This is a genomic window from Bacteroidota bacterium, assembly GCA_040388375.1.
Classification (GTDB): Bacteria; Bacteroidota; Bacteroidia; order UKL13-3; family UKL13-3; genus JAAFJM01.
The window spans coordinates 105,892-125,177 of sequence record JAZKBU010000002.1 but is presented as its reverse complement, the minus strand read 5'-3'; the positions used below and the strand labels follow the sequence as shown (position 1 = coordinate 125,177).

Annotated in this window: 16 protein-coding genes, 1 other RNA gene and 1 pseudogene; 8 read left to right on the top strand and 10 right to left on the bottom strand. The window is 36.2% G+C overall.

The features are described from left to right. Positions 1–36 precede the first annotated feature (36 nt). Positions 37–381 (bottom strand): 4Fe-4S dicluster domain-containing protein, encoded by a 345-nt coding sequence (locus tag V4538_02835; GenBank protein MES2379947.1) that lies wholly within the window; start codon positions 379–381, stop codon positions 37–39. A 100-nt stretch (positions 382–481) separates the two neighbouring features. On the opposite strand from V4538_02835, the gene V4538_02830 reads away from it, so the two are divergent. After that, positions 482–1,498 (top strand): acyl-CoA reductase, encoded by a 1,017-nt coding sequence (locus V4538_02830; protein MES2379946.1) that lies wholly within the window; start codon positions 482–484, stop codon positions 1,496–1,498. A gap of 87 nt (positions 1,499–1,585) precedes the next feature. Here V4538_02830 and rnpB read toward each other — a convergent pair. After that, positions 1,586–1,984, bottom strand: an RNA gene (gene rnpB, locus V4538_02825) — RNase P RNA component class A. A 114-nt stretch (positions 1,985–2,098) separates the two neighbouring features. Between rnpB and V4538_02820 the strand changes: the two genes are divergently transcribed. Continuing rightward, positions 2,099–3,712, top strand: a complete 1,614-nt coding sequence (locus V4538_02820) for a PKD domain-containing protein (GenBank protein ID MES2379945.1) — start codon at positions 2,099–2,101, stop codon at positions 3,710–3,712. Between the two features lie 188 nt (positions 3,713–3,900). Here V4538_02820 and V4538_02815 read toward each other — a convergent pair whose 3' ends face one another. The 4 genes and pseudogenes from V4538_02815 to V4538_02800 all read right to left on the bottom strand — a co-directional run bounded on the left by V4538_02815 (position 3,901) and on the right by V4538_02800 (position 6,557). Next, positions 3,901–4,539: a T9SS type A sorting domain-containing protein gene (locus V4538_02815; protein ID MES2379944.1), complete on the bottom strand. Its 639-nt coding sequence runs from the start codon at positions 4,537–4,539 to the stop codon at positions 3,901–3,903. A 100-nt stretch (positions 4,540–4,639) separates the two neighbouring features. Next, positions 4,640–4,756 (bottom strand): annotated as a pseudogene (locus V4538_02810) (AraC family transcriptional regulator). A gap of 7 nt (positions 4,757–4,763) precedes the next feature. After that, positions 4,764–5,519 carry a hypothetical protein gene (locus V4538_02805; GenBank protein ID MES2379943.1) on the bottom strand — a complete coding sequence of 252 codons (756 nt, stop codon included), beginning with the start codon at positions 5,517–5,519 and terminating at the stop codon, positions 4,764–4,766. 72 nt (positions 5,520–5,591) lie between these two features. Continuing rightward, a complete protein-coding gene (locus V4538_02800) occupies positions 5,592–6,557 on the bottom strand; it encodes a M23 family metallopeptidase (protein ID MES2379942.1) in 966 nt (321 codons plus the stop codon). A gap of 138 nt (positions 6,558–6,695) precedes the next feature. Between V4538_02800 and alaS the strand changes: the two genes are divergently transcribed. Then, positions 6,696–9,563: an alanine--tRNA ligase gene (gene alaS / locus V4538_02795; protein MES2379941.1), complete on the top strand. Its 2,868-nt coding sequence runs from the start codon at positions 6,696–6,698 to the stop codon at positions 9,561–9,563. A gap of 259 nt (positions 9,564–9,822) precedes the next feature. Here the strand turns inward: alaS and V4538_02790 are convergent, their stop codons facing one another. Further along, positions 9,823–11,145 carry a poly(R)-hydroxyalkanoic acid synthase subunit PhaE gene (locus V4538_02790; protein MES2379940.1) on the bottom strand — a complete coding sequence of 441 codons (1,323 nt, stop codon included), beginning with the start codon at positions 11,143–11,145 and terminating at the stop codon, positions 9,823–9,825. A 353-nt stretch (positions 11,146–11,498) separates the two neighbouring features. Between V4538_02790 and V4538_02785 the strand changes: the two genes are divergently transcribed. The 5 genes from V4538_02785 to V4538_02765 all read left to right on the top strand — a co-directional run bounded on the left by V4538_02785 (position 11,499) and on the right by V4538_02765 (position 17,284). After that, the gene (locus tag V4538_02785) at positions 11,499–11,915 is read left to right on the top strand and encodes a MaoC family dehydratase (GenBank protein MES2379939.1); all 417 of its coding nucleotides are present in this window, start codon (positions 11,499–11,501) and stop codon (positions 11,913–11,915) included. 98 nt (positions 11,916–12,013) lie between these two features. Further along, complete coding sequence (locus tag V4538_02780) at positions 12,014–14,125, top strand: S9 family peptidase (GenBank protein ID MES2379938.1); 2,112 nt, start codon at positions 12,014–12,016, stop codon at positions 14,123–14,125. Positions 14,126–14,218: 93 nt separating this feature from the next. Next, a complete protein-coding gene (locus V4538_02775; GenBank protein ID MES2379937.1) occupies positions 14,219–15,121 on the top strand; it encodes a DUF4249 family protein in 903 nt (300 codons plus the stop codon). A gap of 115 nt (positions 15,122–15,236) precedes the next feature. Further along, the gene (locus V4538_02770; GenBank protein ID MES2379936.1) at positions 15,237–15,938 is read left to right on the top strand and encodes a response regulator transcription factor; all 702 of its coding nucleotides are present in this window, start codon (positions 15,237–15,239) and stop codon (positions 15,936–15,938) included. Positions 15,939–16,012: 74 nt separating this feature from the next. Beyond that, positions 16,013–17,284, top strand: a complete 1,272-nt coding sequence (locus V4538_02765) for a hemolysin family protein (GenBank protein MES2379935.1) — start codon at positions 16,013–16,015, stop codon at positions 17,282–17,284. A gap of 13 nt (positions 17,285–17,297) precedes the next feature. Here V4538_02765 and V4538_02760 read toward each other — a convergent pair whose 3' ends face one another. The 3 genes from V4538_02760 to V4538_02750 all read right to left on the bottom strand — a co-directional run bounded on the left by V4538_02760 (position 17,298) and on the right by V4538_02750 (position 19,269). Further along, positions 17,298–17,699, bottom strand: a complete 402-nt coding sequence (locus tag V4538_02760; protein MES2379934.1) for a DUF1801 domain-containing protein — start codon at positions 17,697–17,699, stop codon at positions 17,298–17,300. 1 nt (position 17,700) lies between these two features. Further along, the gene (locus V4538_02755) at positions 17,701–18,099 is read right to left on the bottom strand and encodes a DUF1801 domain-containing protein (protein MES2379933.1); all 399 of its coding nucleotides are present in this window, start codon (positions 18,097–18,099) and stop codon (positions 17,701–17,703) included. A 99-nt stretch (positions 18,100–18,198) separates the two neighbouring features. After that, positions 18,199–19,269 carry a winged helix DNA-binding domain-containing protein gene (locus V4538_02750; GenBank protein MES2379932.1) on the bottom strand — a complete coding sequence of 357 codons (1,071 nt, stop codon included), beginning with the start codon at positions 19,267–19,269 and terminating at the stop codon, positions 18,199–18,201. Positions 19,270–19,286: the final 17 nt, after the last annotated feature.

The window sequence follows — 19,286 nt, the reverse complement described above, 5'->3', positions numbered from 1 at the left end:
TTTTGAGGCAGCTTTTCGTTATAAATAGAGTAGCAATTACAAATGCATTCTTTGTTTCTTTTCCAATAAACGCTCTTGTGTTTCTACATTTTCAGGGTCAGCAATACAGCAATCTACCGGGCAAACAGCAGCACACTGAGGCTCTTCGTGAAAGCCAACGCACTCTGTACATTTACCGGTAACAATATAATAAGTATCAGCCGACTTAGGTTCAAAACGTTTTGATACATCAGTTGTATCGCCATCAATATCAATAGCACCGGTTAAATTATTTCCATCTTTCCAAGCCCACTCAGCACCTGATTCGTAAATTGCATTGTTTGGACATTCAGGTTCGCATGCACCACAATTAATGCATTCGTCAGTTATCATTATTGCCATAATATGTTATATATTAATTTTTGTTTTTTTCTATTGTTATTAACTACTGCAAGATTAGTTTTGTTCACTCAAATCAAAAAATAGAATCGTTCTAAATAACATGACTTTTCAACACCGTGTACAAGCTTTTATTCAACTAGGCAGTTTTTTACAAAATGCTGCTACTAACGCACATAAGGCTATAGTTGAGGCCTACTTATATAATAACTGGTTTACAGAAGAAAGCCAACGCTTGGCTTTGCAAGCCTGGGCCGATACTTTAACGGAGCAAAAAATAAATACTTGGGTCAGTAAATATCAGTTTACTGACGAGTCGTCCAACAAGTCAGTAGCCATTATTATGGCAGGTAATATACCCTTGGTTGGTTTACACGATTTAGTGTGCGTATTGTTAGCCGGCCATAAAGCCATTATTAAGCTAAGTAGCGATGACAATATTTTACCTAAATTTATTGTAGCTGCCTTAATACAAATAGAACCTGCTTTTGCCGATAAAATAACGGTACTCAATGATGAAAAACTGGGAGGTAACTACGATGCAGTAATAGCAACAGGTAGTAATAACAGCAATAGGTATTTTGAATACTATTTTAGCAAACTGCCCAATATATTAAGACGTAACCGAAACAGCATAGCCGTTTTAACAGGGCATGAAACAGACGAGGACATGAAGCTGTTAGCCAAAGATATATTTACCTACTTTGGTTTAGGGTGCCGCAATGTGAGTAAATTATACATTCCCCGCGATTTTGATATGGCCATGTTTTTTGAAAACACCCATGAGTACGATTCTTACATGCACCATAATAAATACGCCAATAACTACACTTATCACAAGGCCATTTGGTTATTAAACCAAGACCAGTTTTTGGAAAACGGATTGATTAATTTAAAAGAAAGCAAAGATTTAGCCTCGCCATTAGCAAGTGTTTATTACGAATATTACGATACACTAGACGAAGTAAAAGCCATTATAGAAGAACGCAAAGAAGATATTCAGTGCATAGTAAGTAAAATAGAAATTGGTAACAGTATTCCTTTAGGTAAAAGTCAACAACCCGAGCTATGGGATTACGCTGATGGTATAGATACCTTAGACTTTTTACTGAAATTATAGTCAGTTCGAGCGTAGTCGAGAACTATATTTCGACTTCGCTCCATGTGACTTAACACAAAAAAGGCTGCCTTTATAAAGCAGCCTTTTTTATTTAGCAAAACTGTAAGCCGGGTTCTGTTTCATTTTGCTTTAAGCAAAATATAACTATCATTTATCTGGTTGTACCATCGCTGGCACAATCTCATGCAGTCCACCCATTGTACGTCAAAGCGAGCCACCTTGTGAGCCGAAACTCTGTACAACCTATTTGACCTTGCAACGCATAAGGTTTACCTTGCAGCATATGTTGCCATAAGCCCGGTGGTCTCTTAAACCGCCTTTTCACCTTTTCCCGATTTTTGCAAACCGGGTAGTTTAAATTTCTGTAGCACTGTCTGTCAACTAATCATTACAATCAGCCGCCTACCAGTTAGGTAGTATGCTGCTCTATGTTGCCCGGACTTTCCTCATTATAATTGCTTATAACGCGATAGTTCGTTTTGCCAGACAAAGGTACTTTATTAAACGAAGGAAATACCAAAAGAGTGGTTTTAAATTTTACTATGTACCAATTGCTAATCAAGTTGTTTTGTATAAATTGCCCATATAAAACAAGCCAACATGAAAAAAATATTTCCTATTTTATTGCTGTTCATTAGCTTACAATCATTTGCACAGATAACTATTTTAAATGCAGATATGTCGAGAGTAAATGATACCATGCGATATAGTGCTACCAGCATTGGTATTAACCCAACAAAAGCTGCTTTAACCGGAGCCGATACTATTTGGGATTTTACCGATTTAGTTCCTACCAGCCAGGATGTAGAAAAATTTTATGCTCCATCGGGTACGCCTTACGCTATACAATTTGGTATACTAACAGGTGCTACTTATGGAATAAAAGACAATACCTTAAATAACTTAGCCAGTTTTGGTAGCGCAGCAGGCATTACCGTTGAAAATATTTACGGTTTTTATAAAAATACAGCCAGTGCCAGCGTTTTATTAGGACGTGGTGTTACCGTTTCAGGTTTGCCTTTAGCCATTAATTTAAATCCACGCGATACGGTTTATAAATTCCCTTTAAATTATGGCGATATTGATACTACATATTATGCGGGTTCAACAACCATTCCGGGTGTAGGAGGTATTTCGCAAAAAGGCCGTAGGGTAAATATTGTAGATGGTTGGGGCGTAATAAAAACACCTTATGGGCAGTTTGATTGTATCAGGGTAAAAACAGAAATTACCGGTACTGATTCTATTGAAGTGCAAACCTTTAAAATACCATTACCTAACAACAGAACCATTTATACCTGGTGGGCCAAAGGCGAACATTACCCTATTTTAGAAATTACAAAAACCATAGGAGGTGTAGGTGCACCTGCTATTAAATACAAAGACATTTATAGAGCGGAAGCATTTGTAAGTGCAGCTAAGTTTAATGCCAGCAGAACTACAGCGCTTACTACAGATACCATTAATTTAACAAATAGTAGTATTGGTACACCTAAATCGTACCAATGGACTATAACACCCAACAATGCTTTATTTGTAGGAGGTACCAATGCCACTACCCGAAGTCCTAGAGTATTGTTAACCCAGCCGGGTGTTTATTCTGTAAAGTTAAAAGTAATATATGAAGGAGGGGAGGATGATACAGTAAGAACCAACTATATTACCGTTAATGAAGCACCTAAAGTAAATTTTGTGGCCGATAAAGTAACTGCTAACGTAGGTGAAATAGTATCGTTTACTGATAGTAGTGCAGGAACCCCAACCGTTTATAGGTGGGTGTTTACACCCAATACAGTAAGTTTTGCAGGCGGAACAAGCGCATCTACTAAAAATCCGAAAGTGATGTTTAATGCAAAAGGCAATTATACCGTTGCCTTAACTGCTACTTATGGTACAAGTCAGGTAACCGAAACCAAAGTGGCATACATAAGTGTACAAAGTGTAGGTGTAAATACCGTAGCAGATTTTACTAAATCAATTAAAATATACCCTAATCCGGCCAAAGAAATTATTTTTATTCAAGCCGATATAAATATACAAGAGGCAAAAATTGATTTGATAAATGTATTGGGGAAAAATACCAATGCAGTTATTGACTTTCAAAGCAACAACAAAGCAAGTATTGATATTACCAATTTACCCAAAGGAATTTATTTTGTTAAAATAGACGATGGTAAACAACTGAATGTAGCGAGAAGATTAATTGTTGAATAGTGCACATTTAACTAATATGGAACTGAAAAGCAGCGCATTTTGCGCTGCTTTTTTATTTAAATCTTAATGGTATTGATATGTTAATTAGGTTACGTCAGTATTGTCGAGCATAGTTGAGACACCGTAGAGCAATAAAAAAGCCATCTCTTACAAGGATGGCTTTTTTATTATCAATGGAATCAATAAACCTATTGTTTAATAAATTTCATGCTAGATTTTTTATCGTCATTGCTGCAAATCATAAAGTATTGACCATTGGGTAAAGCAGCCACATCAATAGTTTGAAACTCATTAAATACATTGTTTTGTTTTTCCATTACCAACATACCCTTGTTATCATACACTTGTATTTGTTTTACTGCATCAACTGATTCAATGGTTAATTTATCACTAGTAGGATTTGGATATAGTGCAAAATGCAAGTCACCATTAAACTCGTTAATGGAGGTACTGCCTTTGGCTTTGATTACTATTTTAAACCAATCGTTATTTTGTGGTCCTACCACCTGAATTTTGTATAAACCTGTACCGGTAGTTTTGGTTTTAATTAATCCACCTGACTGTTGTTCTTCGTTAACAGCTACCGGCATGTCGTTAAAATAACATTCCTTAATAGTGATGTTGCTGCATGGGGAAGTAAACTGTAAACCCAAGCTGTCAATATCGGTATCAAGTGTTAAATAAATAACCCCATTTACCGCCTTTGATTGCAGTTGACTCCAAGTCATACTTTTGCCTGTGAACCCAACCTGAATATCGCATGCTGCAAAAGCAGCTGATATGCCAATCAGATTCCCTAAAATTAAACTGTAAAATACTCTCTTCATAAGCTTTAGTTTAAATACCTATAACAAATTAAACAAATTATTTCCGAAATAACTAATAATCAGGCCTTGTAATTTGAAAAAAATATAAACAGGGTTATTCCTAGTTAAATGAGGCCCTGAAGGCTAAAGGCGAGAGATTTATTTTTGTTTTGAATAGTTTGCTGAACAATTGTGAATGTTCAAAACCCAGTTCATAAGCAATTTTACCAATTTATATTACGGGTTTATTTTTTCCAAAGCTTGTAGGCTAGCTGTCCGTAGCCTACTTCCACACAATCGTTCATCGTGCTGTCAAAGGTTAAGCAATTAAGTTTATATAATGATAAAGTATCTCTGTTAAATGTAAAACCATACCCGGTTAGTTTTTCGGGCGAGTTGCCCAGACCAATCTGGTCTACTTGCATGCCTGCATCAAAGTAATCTATAATGGGTTCGTAGTAGGTAAAGTTGTCTAAACCGAGTAGCTGCCCATTGGCTTTAAACTCTACTGTTTTACCCCCGGCAGTTGTATACTTGCCTTTGAATAATAGGGCTTCTGAAATTTTATAGGTGTCATGGTGTTTTTCTATATTTATTTTATAAAATACTTTTTTACCCAGCTTTATTTGGGTAGGTGATATTTCTTCAATGATATATAGTTTTTGTGTTAAGCTATCATCCACTACTTCCCATAATTCATAGTGCTTGTTGTTTTTAAGTACTTTTAAAAGCGGGCCTCCTTCATGAAAATTATAAATCATGGTTGTTTGTTGGAGGGTTCTATTGGGTATAAAAATAAACGCTGAACCGTCCTGTGCTTTTTTGGGTGATTTAAAGTTTTGGATGCTTTGGTAATAATCCTCGCTTAACCAATAACCTGATACGCTAACACTGGTATCTAATTGTTTAAAATGATTGTTGGAATTGCTTTTATTGCTATCGCTTGTGGCGCATGCAAACAAAAGACTTATTGTGAAAATGTGGATGATTGTTTTGGTCATGCTTATCGTAATTATGGTTAAGTGTATTAGGCCATTGCAGGCGTCCTCGCCTGCAATTAATGTTTACCTCCATTAATCAAACGACTGAGTAGGGCGGGCAGATATATCGCGGATAGCTTCGTAATCTGCTTCGGTTATATCATTAAAGAAGTAATTAATGGGGTTTACTTTTTTGGTTCCTTTTACTACTTCGTAATGTAGGTGGGGAGCGGTAGATGTACCCGTATTACCCACGTAGCCAATTAACTCGCCACGTTTTACTTTTTGCCCTTCATATACTTCTATACTGCTTAAATGCCCGTATAAACTTTGGTAACCAAAGCCATGGTTTATAATAATATGGTTGCCATAACCGCGTCCTTCGTATTTGGCAAAGCTTATTTTACCATTACCTGTGGCATATACCGGGGTACGCGTAGGAGCTGTAAAATCAATACCCGAATGGAATTTGGTGGTTTTGTAAATAGGGTGTATTCTATAGCCAAAACCGGAAGCGATACGTTTTAAATCTTTATTGGCTATGGGTTGAATGGCTGGAATGGAAGCCAGGAAATCACTTTTGTTATCGGCCAGTTTTTTTAGCTCGTCAAACGATTTGGCTTGAGTTTCGGCCAAAGCGCTCAGTTGTTCTACCTTTTTGTTTAAATCATTAATCAATACAGCATCGTCAAAACCCTCAGCCAGTTTGTATTTTTTTTCGTTCTCGTTTAGCTTCGGTTTAAAGCTTACAGGGTCAGCCTCAAATATAGTTCTGTAAATTTGCGCATCGCGCTCCTGCAACTCTCCTAAAACGCCACTTAATTCGTTAATCCGGTTCTGTATTCTGCGCAATTGTTCTTTGTATTGTTTGTTTTCGCGTTGGAGTATTTTTTCTTTTGGGGAGTCGATAAAACTGTAAAGTGCTAATACCATGATAGCTCCGGAAACAATAGAGGCTGATAAAAACCCAAAAACACGCCAAATTACCGTGGTAAAACTGGTGCGAACTTTTTCAAAGTCTAGCTTATTGGGATTGTAAAAGTATTTTATCTTTGCCACGCTAATTTTTTAGTGAACAAACCATATGATACCAAAAAAGTAAAACCAATTGGTGTAATATTGCTCATTACTGAAGAGGCGAAAATATTAATTTAAAGCAATTTTTCAGCATTCGTAGCATAGAATTTTATAATACACATGACATCAGCAGACATACGTAAACAGTTTTTAGATTTTTTTGCAAGTAAGGGCCATACCATAGTTCCTTCTGCACCCATTGTAGTAAAAAACGATCCCACATTGATGTTTACCAATGCGGGTATGAACCAGTTTAAGGATATTTTTTTAGGCAATGAGCCCGCCAAATACAAACGTGTGGTCGATACGCAAAAATGTTTGCGTGTAAGCGGTAAGCATAACGATTTAGAAGAAGTAGGGGTAGATACCTATCACCATACCATGTTTGAAATGTTGGGTAACTGGAGCTTTGGCGATTACTTTAAAAAGGAAGCTATTGAGTGGGCCTGGGAGTTATTGGTAGATGTATATAAGCTACCTAAGGACAGGTTATATGTAACGGTATTTGAAGGTGATAAAAAGGAAGGTTTGGCCTTTGACCAGGAAGCTTTTGATAACTGGGCAAAATGGATTGATAAGGACCGTATTTTAAACGGCAATAAAAAAGATAATTTCTGGGAAATGGGCGATACAGGCCCATGCGGCCCCTGCTCTGAAATACATATTGACTTAAGACCTGATGCGGAACGTAAGCTGGTGGATGGAGCTACATTGGTTAATAACGACCATCCGCAAGTAATTGAAATATGGAACAATGTGTTCATGGAATTTAACCGCAAGGCCGATGGTAGCTTGGAAAAATTACCTGCGCAACACGTAGACACAGGAATGGGCTTTGAGCGTTTGGTGCGTGCCATTGATGGCAAAACCAGTAATTATGATACGGATGTATTTGTGCCTACTATTAAGGCTATTGAAAAGCATTCGGGTATTGAATATAAATTTAGCGATAGTAAACAAGACATAGCTATGCGTGTAATGGCTGACCATATACGTGCTATTGCATTTGCCATTGCTGACGGACAATTGCCAAGTAACAATGGGGCTGGTTATGTAATACGCAGAATATTGCGCAGGGCAGTGCGTTACCAATACCAGTTTTTAGGCATTAAGGAACCTTTTATGTGCCAGTTGACTTTGTTAATAGCTGACAGCTTTCAGCATGTATTTCCTGAATTGTTTGCGCAAAAAGATTTTGTGGCTAAGGTGATTAAAGAAGAAGAGCAAAGTTTTTTAAGAACTTTGGAAAATGGAATAAAAATTTTGGAAGGTTTATTTGTTTTCCCTGATCAAACTATTCAAATTATAGTTGAATCTATAAAAGCTAATAAATTAAATGAACTAATTTCGGTAACAAATCAAAACGAAATTGATACAAATGATACCTTAGGTAAAATGGGGTTGTCAAGTAATATTATTTACAAGTCTTTGGATGAGAATAAAATTAGTAAACTAAAAGAATTAGCGGACAATTTTTCTCAAACTAAAGATGAAACGGAATTAATTAGTAAAGTAATTAAAATTCAAAAAAATATTAGTGGGGAAAATGCTTTTGAATTATCAGATACCTATGGTTTTCCGTTGGACTTAACGCAATTGATTGCCAGGGAAAATGGATTTGAAGTGGATGTGGAGGGTTTTGAAAAAGCATTGGACGAACAAAAAAATCGTTCGCGTAAGGCTACTTTGCAAGCATCTGACGATTGGGTTATAGTAGATGGTAATAATTCACCTACCGAGTTTGTAGGTTACGATGAAATGTATGTAGAAGAGGTGCGTGTGCGTAAATACCGCAAGGTAATGAACAAAGGAAAAGAGGAGTGGCAAATTGTTTTAAACCGTACTCCTTTTTACCCGGAAGGTGGCGGACAGGTGGGTGATACGGGTAACTTATTTTACCAGGAATACCGCGATGAAAAAATATTTGACCAGAGTATTCAAATACTGGATACGAAGAAGGAAAATAACCTGATTATTCATATTGCTGACCAAAAACCACTGTATAAAACGTATGGTGCGGGTATCAATATGGGTCAGCGTATGATGACGGAAAATAACCATACAGCTACCCATTTATTGCATTCATCATTGCGCCAAATATTGGGTACGCATGTACAACAAAAAGGCTCGTTGGTAAACGATAAATATTTACGTTTTGATTTTTCGCATTTTGCCGCTATGACCGTTGCTGAAATAGAAGCGGTAGAGCATGTGGTGAATATGATGATCAGACAGGATTTGCATTTGGATGAAAAAAGAAATGTATCTATACGCGATGCGGAAGCTATGGGAGCTATGATGTTGTTTGGTGAAAAGTATGGCGACCGTGTTCGAGTTATTTCGTTTGGGCCTGACTCTATTGAGCTTTGTGGTGGTACGCATGTAAAAGCAGCGGCTCAACTGGGTATGTTTAAAATTACAAGCGAAAGTGCAGTAGCTGCCGGTGTACGCAGGATAGAAGGTATTACTTCTATTACTACTGATGATTATATTATGAATTTGCAAAACCAGGTTCGTGCCGTTTCGGAGTTGTTAAAATCAACCGATATTGTTAAAAGTGTAGAGCAGTTATTGCATGAAAAAGGTGGTATGCTTAAAAAGGTAGACCAACTTGAAAATGAAAAAATAAGCGTTTTAAAAGAGGAGTTAAAAGCTAAAGTAAACAACACGAATGGGGTAAATACTTTAATTGAGCTTGTAACTGTACCAAGCGCTGAACAATTGAAAAACTTATCGTTTCAGTTAAAAACCGAAATTGATAATTTGTTCTGTGTGCTGGGTTGTGAGTTAAATGGCAAACCTATGTTAAGCGTTATTATGAGTGATAACCTAGTCAAAGAAAAAGGCTTGCATGCAGGCAATATTGTAAAAGACCTCGCCAAAGAAATTAAAGGTGGAGGCGGAGGCCAACCTTTTTATGCTACTGCAGGTGGTAATGATTTGAATGGCTTAGCAAATGCTTTAACGAAGGCTAAAACGATTGTATAGATTATATAACACATTTCGACCTCGGCTCCACTCAATGGGCGCTATGTGCTTTATGTGATATAATAAAAAAGACTGCTCTTTTGGAGCAGCCTTTTTTGTTGTGTTAGGTAGGGTACATTGAGCGTAGTCGAAATGTAATGCATTCAATTATTGTTATAATAAGTTCTCGGCTACGCTCAAACTACACGCATACGCATAAAAAAATCCCCACCAACTAAAGTCGATGAGGATTTTTAACTATATAATTAACCTAAAATTATTAAGCGTTTTTAGCTGTTTTTTTAGCAGTAGCTTTAGGAGCTTCTTCTGTTGCTTCAGCAGCATTGGTTAAACTGTTGTTTTCTTTTTCTAAAGTGCTGATACGTTTTTTTAATGTTTGAATAGTTTGGTATAACTCATTCATTTCAGTGCGGTTGATTAAAGGTAATTTTTCGAAAGATTTTTCCATTTGTTTTTCGATTTTACCTTTTAATGTTAATTGTAATGCACTTACTTCTGCCATTAATTTTGAATACTCATCAGTTTCAAACAAAGCTACAAAGTGTTTATCGTTGGTGTTTAACCAGTTTTTGTATACATCAGCAAATTCTTTTACGTCTTCGCCATTTTTAATTTTAGCATACATGTTTTCTGCTACTTCATCCATTGCTTTCATGCCTGTAGTGTACATCATGTATTGCATTTGGTTGTTTTTAGTATTGTAAGCATTCATCATGTCAACCAATTCTTTTGCAGTTTCCATGTTAACCATATTGGCATTGCTACCGAATAATTTAGTTAACGGAGCCATAGCTGTTTGCATTTGTGCATACATTTGGTTGTAGTTACTGTTCATGCTATCCATCATTGGGTTAAAGTTAAATGCATTACCCATGCTGTTTTTCATGTTGTCGTAGTTGCTTTTGCCCATATCCATCATTTTGGTCATGTTTTCTTTCATGCTTGCCATGGCTGGATTGTCCATTAAGTTTTTCATCATATCAGGATTCATGTTAAACATTTTATCCATCATGCCTTTGTAAGCTTCTGTATTGAACATGTTTTTGAACATATCAGGTGTAAATGTTTTATCATTTAAGCTTTTCATCATTGGCATCCAAAATTGAAAAGTTTTCATGTACATTTCTGAATTGTTAAACATATCAGCAAAGTTGTTTTTAGTTTCGCCATTGTTGAAATTTTTCATCATTTCATTGTAGCTGTCAGTCATTGTATTTTTCCATGAATTAAAAACGTTCATCATGTTATCCATGTTGTTTTTCATGTCAAAATTATTAGTAGCACCTGGCATCATGTTTTGGCTCATTTCTGACCATTGTTTTGCCATTTCGTTTTGTTTATTCATGTAATTAGTGAAAAACTCCATGCCATTGTGCATGTTGTTGCTTTCGCCATTTACTTTATTGAACCAAGCCATTTGGCTATCGTACCATTTTTTAAAATAATCAGAATCCATGTTAACGTTAGCACCAGTGCCCATTGTTTGTTGCATAGTTTTAGCAGCGTTACTCATTGTTTCTACAGCTTGTTTTTGCATGTCAGCCATAGTTTCAAACAGATTTTTTGTTGTATTTTCCATCATTGTAATTTTTTTACTCTTTGGGTTGATTTATAGTGTTTTGCTTTTTTAAATCGGGCGCAAAAGTAGATATAAGTTCCTTAAAGTCAACCAGTGTGTTTATTATCAAAACTTTAAACCTTTCTAATCGCTTTGCAGTGGCTGCAATTCATAGTAGTTGATTTTTATCATATACTACTTAATACTACTTTTTATTTGGCTAATTACTTTATTGCAAAGTAAGAAGATGTAGATTATTACTTAATTAATTCAGTATGATGAATTGGTGAAGTAAAGTTTAATGAAAGATTACGGCAGTTATTCGAGCGTAGTCGGGATAAATAGAAAACAAACCTTTAAAAACAAAATATAAAACTATGGCAGCACCAAAAGTAGGCGATGTATTTACGCACGACATTCAATACACGCAAGAACAAGTTAATTTATACGCTCAAATAAGTGGCGATACCAACCCGCTTCATATTGACGAGGCAGCAGGTAAAGCCAGTATGTTTGGCCGCAACATTATTCACGGACATTTTAGTGCCAGTGTGTTTACCAAAATATTTGGCGTGTTGTATTATGCCGAAGGACATATTTATATGAAACAAAATAATACTTTCCTTAAACCTATGTTTGTAGATACGCCTTACCAGGCTGTAATAACCGTAAAAGAAATTTTCCCGGAGAAAAACCGTGTATTATATGAAACCAAAGTGGTTGATGTAGCTACAGGTGCAGATACTATAGTAGGCGAAGCTTTATTAATGAACAAAGCACAATACGTTTGGTAAATATTGGGGTAGTTGCTAACTGCTTTTTACAGTAGTTAGCAACTATTAACAATGGCGGTGTTTAATCATTCTAATTATACTTCAGTAGCTTTTAAACCATGAAATCAATTCTACAATCAATTATTTTTTACGCTTTTAGTTTAACAATTATGCTTGTTCCAAATAAAGCCAAAGCACAACAAAATTTAACCATTGAAAAACTTTGGCAATTAGGCAGAGTGGGCGACCCACAGGTTTCTCCCGATGGAAAAACTGTTTTATATGGCGTAAGACATTACAGTGTTAAAACCAATAAAAGCACGCAGCTTATTTACACCATCCAAATAGATGGTAGCAATAAACAAACATTAACAGATTCAGCTATTAATGCATTTGCTGCGCGTTATACACCCGATGGTAAAAAAATAAGTTTTTTAAGTGCTAAAGGTGGCGAAACGCAACTGTGGGAAATGAGCATAGATGGAAGTAACAAAACACAGGTTACTTTTATAAAAGGTGGTATCAGCGGCTATAAATATTCGCCCAAAATGAATAATATAGCTTTTACTGCCGATGTAAAATTGGATAAAGAAGTAAAAGAAGTTTACCCTGATTTGGATAAATGTAATGCACGTATTATAGACGGATTGTTTTATCGCCATTGGGATAGCTGGCACGATTATGCTTATAGCCATTTATTTATAGCAGCCTATACCAACGGCAAAATAGCAGGCGATGGTTTAGACATTATGAAGGATGAAAAGTTTGATTGCCCTTTGCAACCTCATGGTGACGATGATGAATTTAACTGGCATCCTGATGGAACCAAACTGGTTTACAATAGCCGTAAATTAACAGGAACAGCCGAGGCCGTGTCTACCAATAGTGATGTGTATTTATACGATTTAAGCACACAACAAACCTTAAATTTATCGGTAATGAACCAAGGTTATGACAGGAATGCGCAGTTTTCAGCTGATGGAAAAAAGATATATTGGTTGAGTGTAGAAAGGGAAGGCGATGAAAGTGATTTAAACAGATTAATATGTTTTGATTTGGATTTATTGCTGAATAGCAAGGACAAAAGCATGTCAATTGCACCACTTAGAGTATTAACTGATAAAAACAATTTTGATTATACCATTGAAAACTACCAAATAGCCGCTAATGGTAAAGCCGTTTATTTTACGGCTCCTTACCACGGTTCAAAACAATTGTTTGCGTACAATTTAGCTGCTAAAAAAGGAGTCAATCCTATTAAACAAATAAGCAGTGCGGAGCACGATTATGGTGCATTTTGCATAGTAGGTGAAGGAAACAATATCCATTTGGTTATAAACAGAATGGATATATCTACACCCAGCGAGTTGTATACATTGGAGTTGAAAACACAAAAAGAAACCCAATTGACTTTTGCCAACCAAAGTGTTTTAAACGATACCAAAATGGGTAAGGTGGAAAAACGCATGGTAAAAACAAGCGATGGCAAAGATCTGTTAAGCTGGGTTATTTATCCTCCGGATTTTGATGCGACTAAAAAATACCCAACTTTATTGTATTGCCAAGGCGGACCGCAAAGTGCCTTAACCCAATTTTTTAGTTACCGCTGGAATTTTCAGTTAATGGCGGCCAACGGTTATATAGTTATAGCACCAAACAGACGTGGTATGCCGGGTTATGGCAGTGAGTGGAACGACCAGATTACAGGCGATTATGGTGGCCAGTGTATGCGCGATTATTTAAGTGCTATTGATGATTTAAGTAAAGAAACATATGTAAACAAGGATAAGTTAGGTGCAGTAGGAGCAAGCTTTGGTGGGTTTTCTGTATATTGGTTGGCTGGTAACCATAACAAACGCTTTAAAGCATTTATAGCCCATTGCGGTATGTTTAATATGGAAAGCTGGTATGGCACTACCGAAGAAATGTTTTTTGCCAACCACGATAGCAAAGGTCCATACTGGAGCCAGACAGAAAGCCCCAATAATTTTGATGCTTCGCCCCATAAATTTGTTAAAAACTGGGATACCCCCATATTGGTTATTCATAACGAAAAAGATTTTAGGGTGCCGCTAGGGCAAGGTATGGAAGCCTTTACAGCCGCTCAACTAAAAGGAGTGCCTAGTCGGTTTTTATATTTCCCTGACGAAAACCATTGGGTAACCAAACCTCAAAACAGTGTGTTATGGCAACGTGTGTTTTTTGAATGGCTTGACAAGTATTTGAATTAGTACTTGGTGCAGCGCTTGGTTAAATTATTTTTACCTTACAATGTACTAATAATTGACTAAAATTGTTCCTTCATAAACAATCATGCTCATTTCATGCGGAAAGCCGTAAAACATATATTTCTATTCATACTTTTAGCCATAGGCGGGTTTTGCTGCGAAAAAGAAATTGATATAAATGTACCGCCCAGTACGCCACAATTTGTAGTGGAAGCCAGTATTAATAACCGTTTCCCTTTACTGAACTACGTATTTATCAGCACTACTATTGATTATTTTAAACCTGATTTAAGCTTAAACGGGGTTAAAAATGCTGAGGTATATATTACACCCGGTACCATAGTTGGCAACGATACTGTTTATAATGATGCTGATAGAATAAGGTTATATTCGGTTGATACCATAACGAAACTAATACCTGCGCTCGATAGTATATTAGGGCCATTCTCCGGTGTGTATATGAACCCGATTCAATTAACAGGACAGGAAAACCGTGCTTATAAGTTGGATATATCTATTAACAACGGGGCGAATATTATTACAGGAAAGACATTTATACCTAAAGTAGTTACAATAGATAGTATCCAATATACCATTGAGAAAAAACAAGAGAGAGATACGGCTGATAAATCGTTTGTGAAGTTTTGGTTTAACGAAGGTCCCGAAAGAGACAATTATCGTTTGGCTGTAAATGTAAGTGCTGATTCTCTTTTGTTTGGCTGGGGTGCCTGCAGTTTTTACCGTACTTTCGATGATGAATTTATAAGCAGTGGTGTAAGACCCTATGAATTTTTCAGACCTTTTAACGCTGGTGATACTTTGAATTTATATCTATCACATATTGGGCGAAAAGAGTTTGCGTTTTGGCAATCGTTTGGCAGAGCCGATAATAACGGAGGGCCTTTTGCTACACCCGGTTCGGTTAAATCAAATATATCAGGAGCCATTGGCTCATTTACAGGTTATGCAGTAGATTACAAGCAAATAATTATGAAGTAATAATTTCATAATATTTGTATTATTGTAATACATAAGTTTGCATTAACTTAACAATAATCTAACATTAAACCTATTACTATTGCAGTAGAATTTAAGTGCAATAAATTACACAATCATGGTTGATAAAAAGCAATACAAAATACTTGTAGTTGATGACGAGAAGGACATTCAAGAATTTATTGAATACAATTTAAAAAAGGAAGGCTACGAGGTATTTTTAGCAAACAATGGTATTGAAGCCATTGAGCAAACCAAAAAAATAAAACCCGATTTAATACTAATGGATGTGATGATGCCTCAAATGGACGGTATTCAGGCTTGCCAGCAGATTAAATCGAACCCCGCTTTAAATAAAATATTCGTTGTTTTTTTAACAGCCAGAGCCGAAGAGTATAGTGAACTGGCAGGTTTTGATGCCGGTGCTGACGATTATATAGCCAAACCGATTAAACCTAAATTGTTGTTAACCCGTATTGCTGCTATTTTACGCAGAAAAGATTCAGGACAAACGGAGGCGGTAGTAGCCGATGCTGAACAACTAAAAGTAAAGGATTTAATAATAGACAGGGAAACCTTTTTGGTATACAAAGGCAATGAAAAAATTCAGTTAGCCCGCAAAGAGTTTGAATTACTGCATTTATTAGCAAGCAAACCAGGTAAAGTATTTACCCGCGAAACCATTTTAGAAAAAGTGTGGGGCGATGATGTAATAGTTGGCGACAGAACAATAGACGTACACATTAGAAAAATAAGGGAAAAAGTAGGTGAAGATTTATTAGGCACCGTAAAAGGCGTGGGGTATAAATTTGAGGTATAATTGAGCCTCCTAAAATATTTAAAACTTTTTTACCTAAGCAGCCATCCATTTACTAATATTGTATTTTTAAATAAATGGATAATTATTCACTCATTATTATATCAAGCATATTGTTTTCGGCTTTTTTTGCCGGTACCGAAATTGCTTTTATATCTTCAAACAAATTATTAATTGAACTTAAGAATAAGCAAGGCAATTTAACGGCAAGCATTCTTTCTAATTTTGTTAATAATCCTTCTAAGTTTATAAGCACCACGCTTGTTGGTAATAATATTGGCCTTGTAATATATGGTATATACATGGCTAAGGTGCTCGACCCTATATTGGTGGGCATTTCGCCTTATTTTTTAACGCATAAGTTTTTACTGTTATTTTCACAAACCATTATCTCTACGCTTATTGTACTGGTTACGGCTGAGTTTATTCCTAAAGTACTTTTTCGTATCAATCCTGATTTGGTTTTACAGGTTTTGGCTATTCCGTTTTTATTGTTTTATTATTTATTCTGGCCGGTAGTACACGTTATTATTTACTTGTCGAAAATTATATTAAACTATACGTTGAAAATTCAATATACTGAAACCACGCCTGTTTTCAGTAAGATTGATTTGGATCAGTATATCAATCAGGTAAGCGATAACGACCTAGACGATGATGCTGAAGTAGATACTGAAATGTTTAAAAATGCGCTCGATTTCTCTAACTTAAGGGTGCGTGATTGTATGACTCCGCGTACTGATTTAGAGATAATAGACATTACGGAAAGCACCGAAGAGTTGTATAATAAATTTGTGCAAACAGGTCTTTCTAAAATATTGGTTTATGGTGGTACACAGGATAATATTATAGGTTATGTACACCAAAAGGAAATATTTAAAAAGGTTGACAGCATTAAGGAAATTTTGATTCCTATAGAAATAGTACCCGCTACTACGCCTGTAATGGAAATACTAAACCGATTCAGCAAAACACGTAAAAGCATAGCTTTGGTGGTAAATGAACTGGGCGGTACTGCAGGTATTGTTACTATTGAAGATGTAATGGAAGAAATTTTTGGCGAGATAGATGATGAACACGATACCGAAACATTAACCGAAAAGGTGATGAATGAAACAGAGTATTTGTTTTCTGCCCGCTTAGAAATATACCATCTAAATACTAAATACAGCTTAGGTATTCCGGAAGGCGAGTACAATACACTGGGGGGGTATATTACTGCCAACCATGAGGATATTCCGCAAAAGGGAGAAAAAATTGTGATTGATAATTTTGAGTTTGTAATACAAAAATCAAGCGGCTCCAAAGTGGAGGAGGTTGTATTAAGGGTATTGCCTAGTCACTCTTAAGTTTCCGTAAAAATTACTTCTTTTTACTTTTAGCAGCCTTTTTTGCCAAGGCTTTCTGCTTATTTTCCTGGGCGACATATTTTACCATTTCTTTCACCAATGCTTCCGGTAAAGGTGTGGAAAAAGGGAATTTTATAGCCGATTTGGTTTGGTCAAACCCTTTAATTTTACTTTTAAAAGCCACTAAAACAGGCGGCCCAAAAAACAAACTATAATGGTTTTTAAAGGCTGCGAAAAAAACAACCATTCCAAAATATTTGTAGGCAGGCATTTGGTAACTGATTACTTCTTCCGCATCAGGTATAGTTTGTTTAATTACATGCCTTATATGTGTGAGTACCAATTGAGCCTGTTCTGCTTGTAAAGCAATGTACTCATCAACATTGGCGAAAGTATTGGTTTTATTGCGTTCCATGTTAAGCTTGCGATTGATCAATTTCAGCGATTATCAAATTTAAAATACGGGCTAGTTCGGTTTTGTTGCTTTCAATTTCAGCACTGTTGCTTAAATACATTAGGCGTCTGTCAGAGTAATTACCTTCTAATAAATCCGATTTGATTTTAACTACAGATGGATGGTGAAATACCAACAATATTTTATCTAAACTACGCATGGGTGGGCCAAAGGTCACTATATCCTGTAGGTAGTAATAGCTGGGGGCATTCCATTTTATACGTTCCTGTAGCTTGTTGTTGGCAGCTTTTATAATATTTCTCATGATTTCAAACTCAGCCTTTAGCGGATGTTCCAAAGCGTCCATATACAAGGCTACTTGTTCCACATCATTTGGTTTATTAGAAGTTTTTTTAGCCATTTGTGTATTACTAAGATTAGTGCATTACAATGATAGCATCATTCTTTCAATCTTAAACAATACGAATACGACAATAAAAAGGCTATTTACGACAAAGCTTTAGCGGGCCTTTAAAAATGTTTCTACCAATTGCGTGGCCTTGTTCAGTTCCTTGCTGTTAAGTTGATTGGCGGTATCAAAAAAAGTAGGTTCTATTAATACCTGGTCTTTTTTAATGGTTCTTTTCCAAGTACCAATTACTTCTCCATTCCTTACTATGGAAGGTTTAAAAATACCATTGTTTGTTATTACATTACTAAAATGTGTGGGATGTAACGAAGCTGTTCTGTCCTTATAACCTATTATATATTGGTCGAAGGCGGGTAGGAAATAAGTTTGGGATTTTTGTTTGGTAGGAATAGTTTGTAGGCTTTCAAACCAATATTCCTGTTCTTCTATTTTTTCGTATAACAATTCATGCTTGATGGATTCCAAACCAAGTCGGGCATCTTTTACCCCTAAACCCGACCACCAGATAAAATCTTGTAAAGTGGCAGGTCCGTGGCTGACAAAATACCTCTTGGCTAATTTGCCCAAGGATTCTTCCCGGTTCAATGATGTATCACTAGTTACCAATTCATCCAGCAATAAATAAGTTTGTTGTTTATCCTTTTTAGGGCCATTACAAACAATACCTTTTAGCTCGGCATACATCATAATATGTGAAGCATGTAGTTCATCTGTTTTAATACCTTGTAATGCCAGTTGAGTAATTATTTCGGTTCGGGTTAGCGCTGTTTTTTGAGCCAATACTTTTTGAATTATTTTTATAATTCGTTGCAATATATGCTCATCAAAGCCTACTTTTTTTAGCGAGGGATTTAATAGTTTTAGTACATGTGGAGCTGTTAAAGCAAGCATCCATTTAATATCGGTGGCTGCCACCAAATGCCAGGTAGGGCGGAGTATATGCGTTCTAAATATGGTATGTGTGTTTAAAGCCTGCTCTATTAAATCGTTGTGGCTATTGTGGAGTCTAGCTCCAATGGCCCATTTAGCCATTTCGTAATCTTGTGCTTGTACTGCTCCTAAGTGTGCAACAATTTCCTGTGGTGTATGAAAAGAATGAAGCGCTATTTGCTGATTGTGTAATCGGTGTAAGGCGATTTGGTTTTTAATCAAGGGCTTCATTCTTTTATTAATTACGA

Coding starts and splice junctions, on each gene's coding strand:
- V4538_02770 (MES2379936.1), top strand. CDS start 15,237: ATGGTTGATAAAAAGCAATACAAAATACTTGTAGTTGATGACGAGAAG.
- V4538_02785 (MES2379939.1), top strand. CDS start 11,499: ATGGCAGCACCAAAAGTAGGCGATGTATTTACGCACGACATTCAATAC.
- V4538_02815 (MES2379944.1), bottom strand. CDS start 4,539: ATGAAGAGAGTATTTTACAGTTTAATTTTAGGGAATCTGATTGGCATA.
- V4538_02755 (MES2379933.1), bottom strand. CDS start 18,099: ATGGCTAAAAAAACTTCTAATAAACCAAATGATGTGGAACAAGTAGCC.
- V4538_02790 (MES2379940.1), bottom strand. CDS start 11,145: ATGATGGAAAATACAACAAAAAATCTGTTTGAAACTATGGCTGACATG.
- V4538_02760 (MES2379934.1), bottom strand. CDS start 17,699: ATGGAACGCAATAAAACCAATACTTTCGCCAATGTTGATGAGTACATT.
- V4538_02775 (MES2379937.1), top strand. CDS start 14,219: ATGCGGAAAGCCGTAAAACATATATTTCTATTCATACTTTTAGCCATA.
- V4538_02820 (MES2379945.1), top strand. CDS start 2,099: ATGAAAAAAATATTTCCTATTTTATTGCTGTTCATTAGCTTACAATCA.
- V4538_02765 (MES2379935.1), top strand. CDS start 16,013: ATGGATAATTATTCACTCATTATTATATCAAGCATATTGTTTTCGGCT.
- V4538_02805 (MES2379943.1), bottom strand. CDS start 5,519: ATGACCAAAACAATCATCCACATTTTCACAATAAGTCTTTTGTTTGCA.
- V4538_02830 (MES2379946.1), top strand. CDS start 482: ATGACTTTTCAACACCGTGTACAAGCTTTTATTCAACTAGGCAGTTTT.
- V4538_02750 (MES2379932.1), bottom strand. CDS start 19,269: ATGAAGCCCTTGATTAAAAACCAAATCGCCTTACACCGATTACACAAT.
- V4538_02780 (MES2379938.1), top strand. CDS start 12,014: ATGAAATCAATTCTACAATCAATTATTTTTTACGCTTTTAGTTTAACA.
- V4538_02835 (MES2379947.1), bottom strand. CDS start 381: ATGGCAATAATGATAACTGACGAATGCATTAATTGTGGTGCATGCGAA.
- alaS (MES2379941.1), top strand. CDS start 6,696: ATGACATCAGCAGACATACGTAAACAGTTTTTAGATTTTTTTGCAAGT.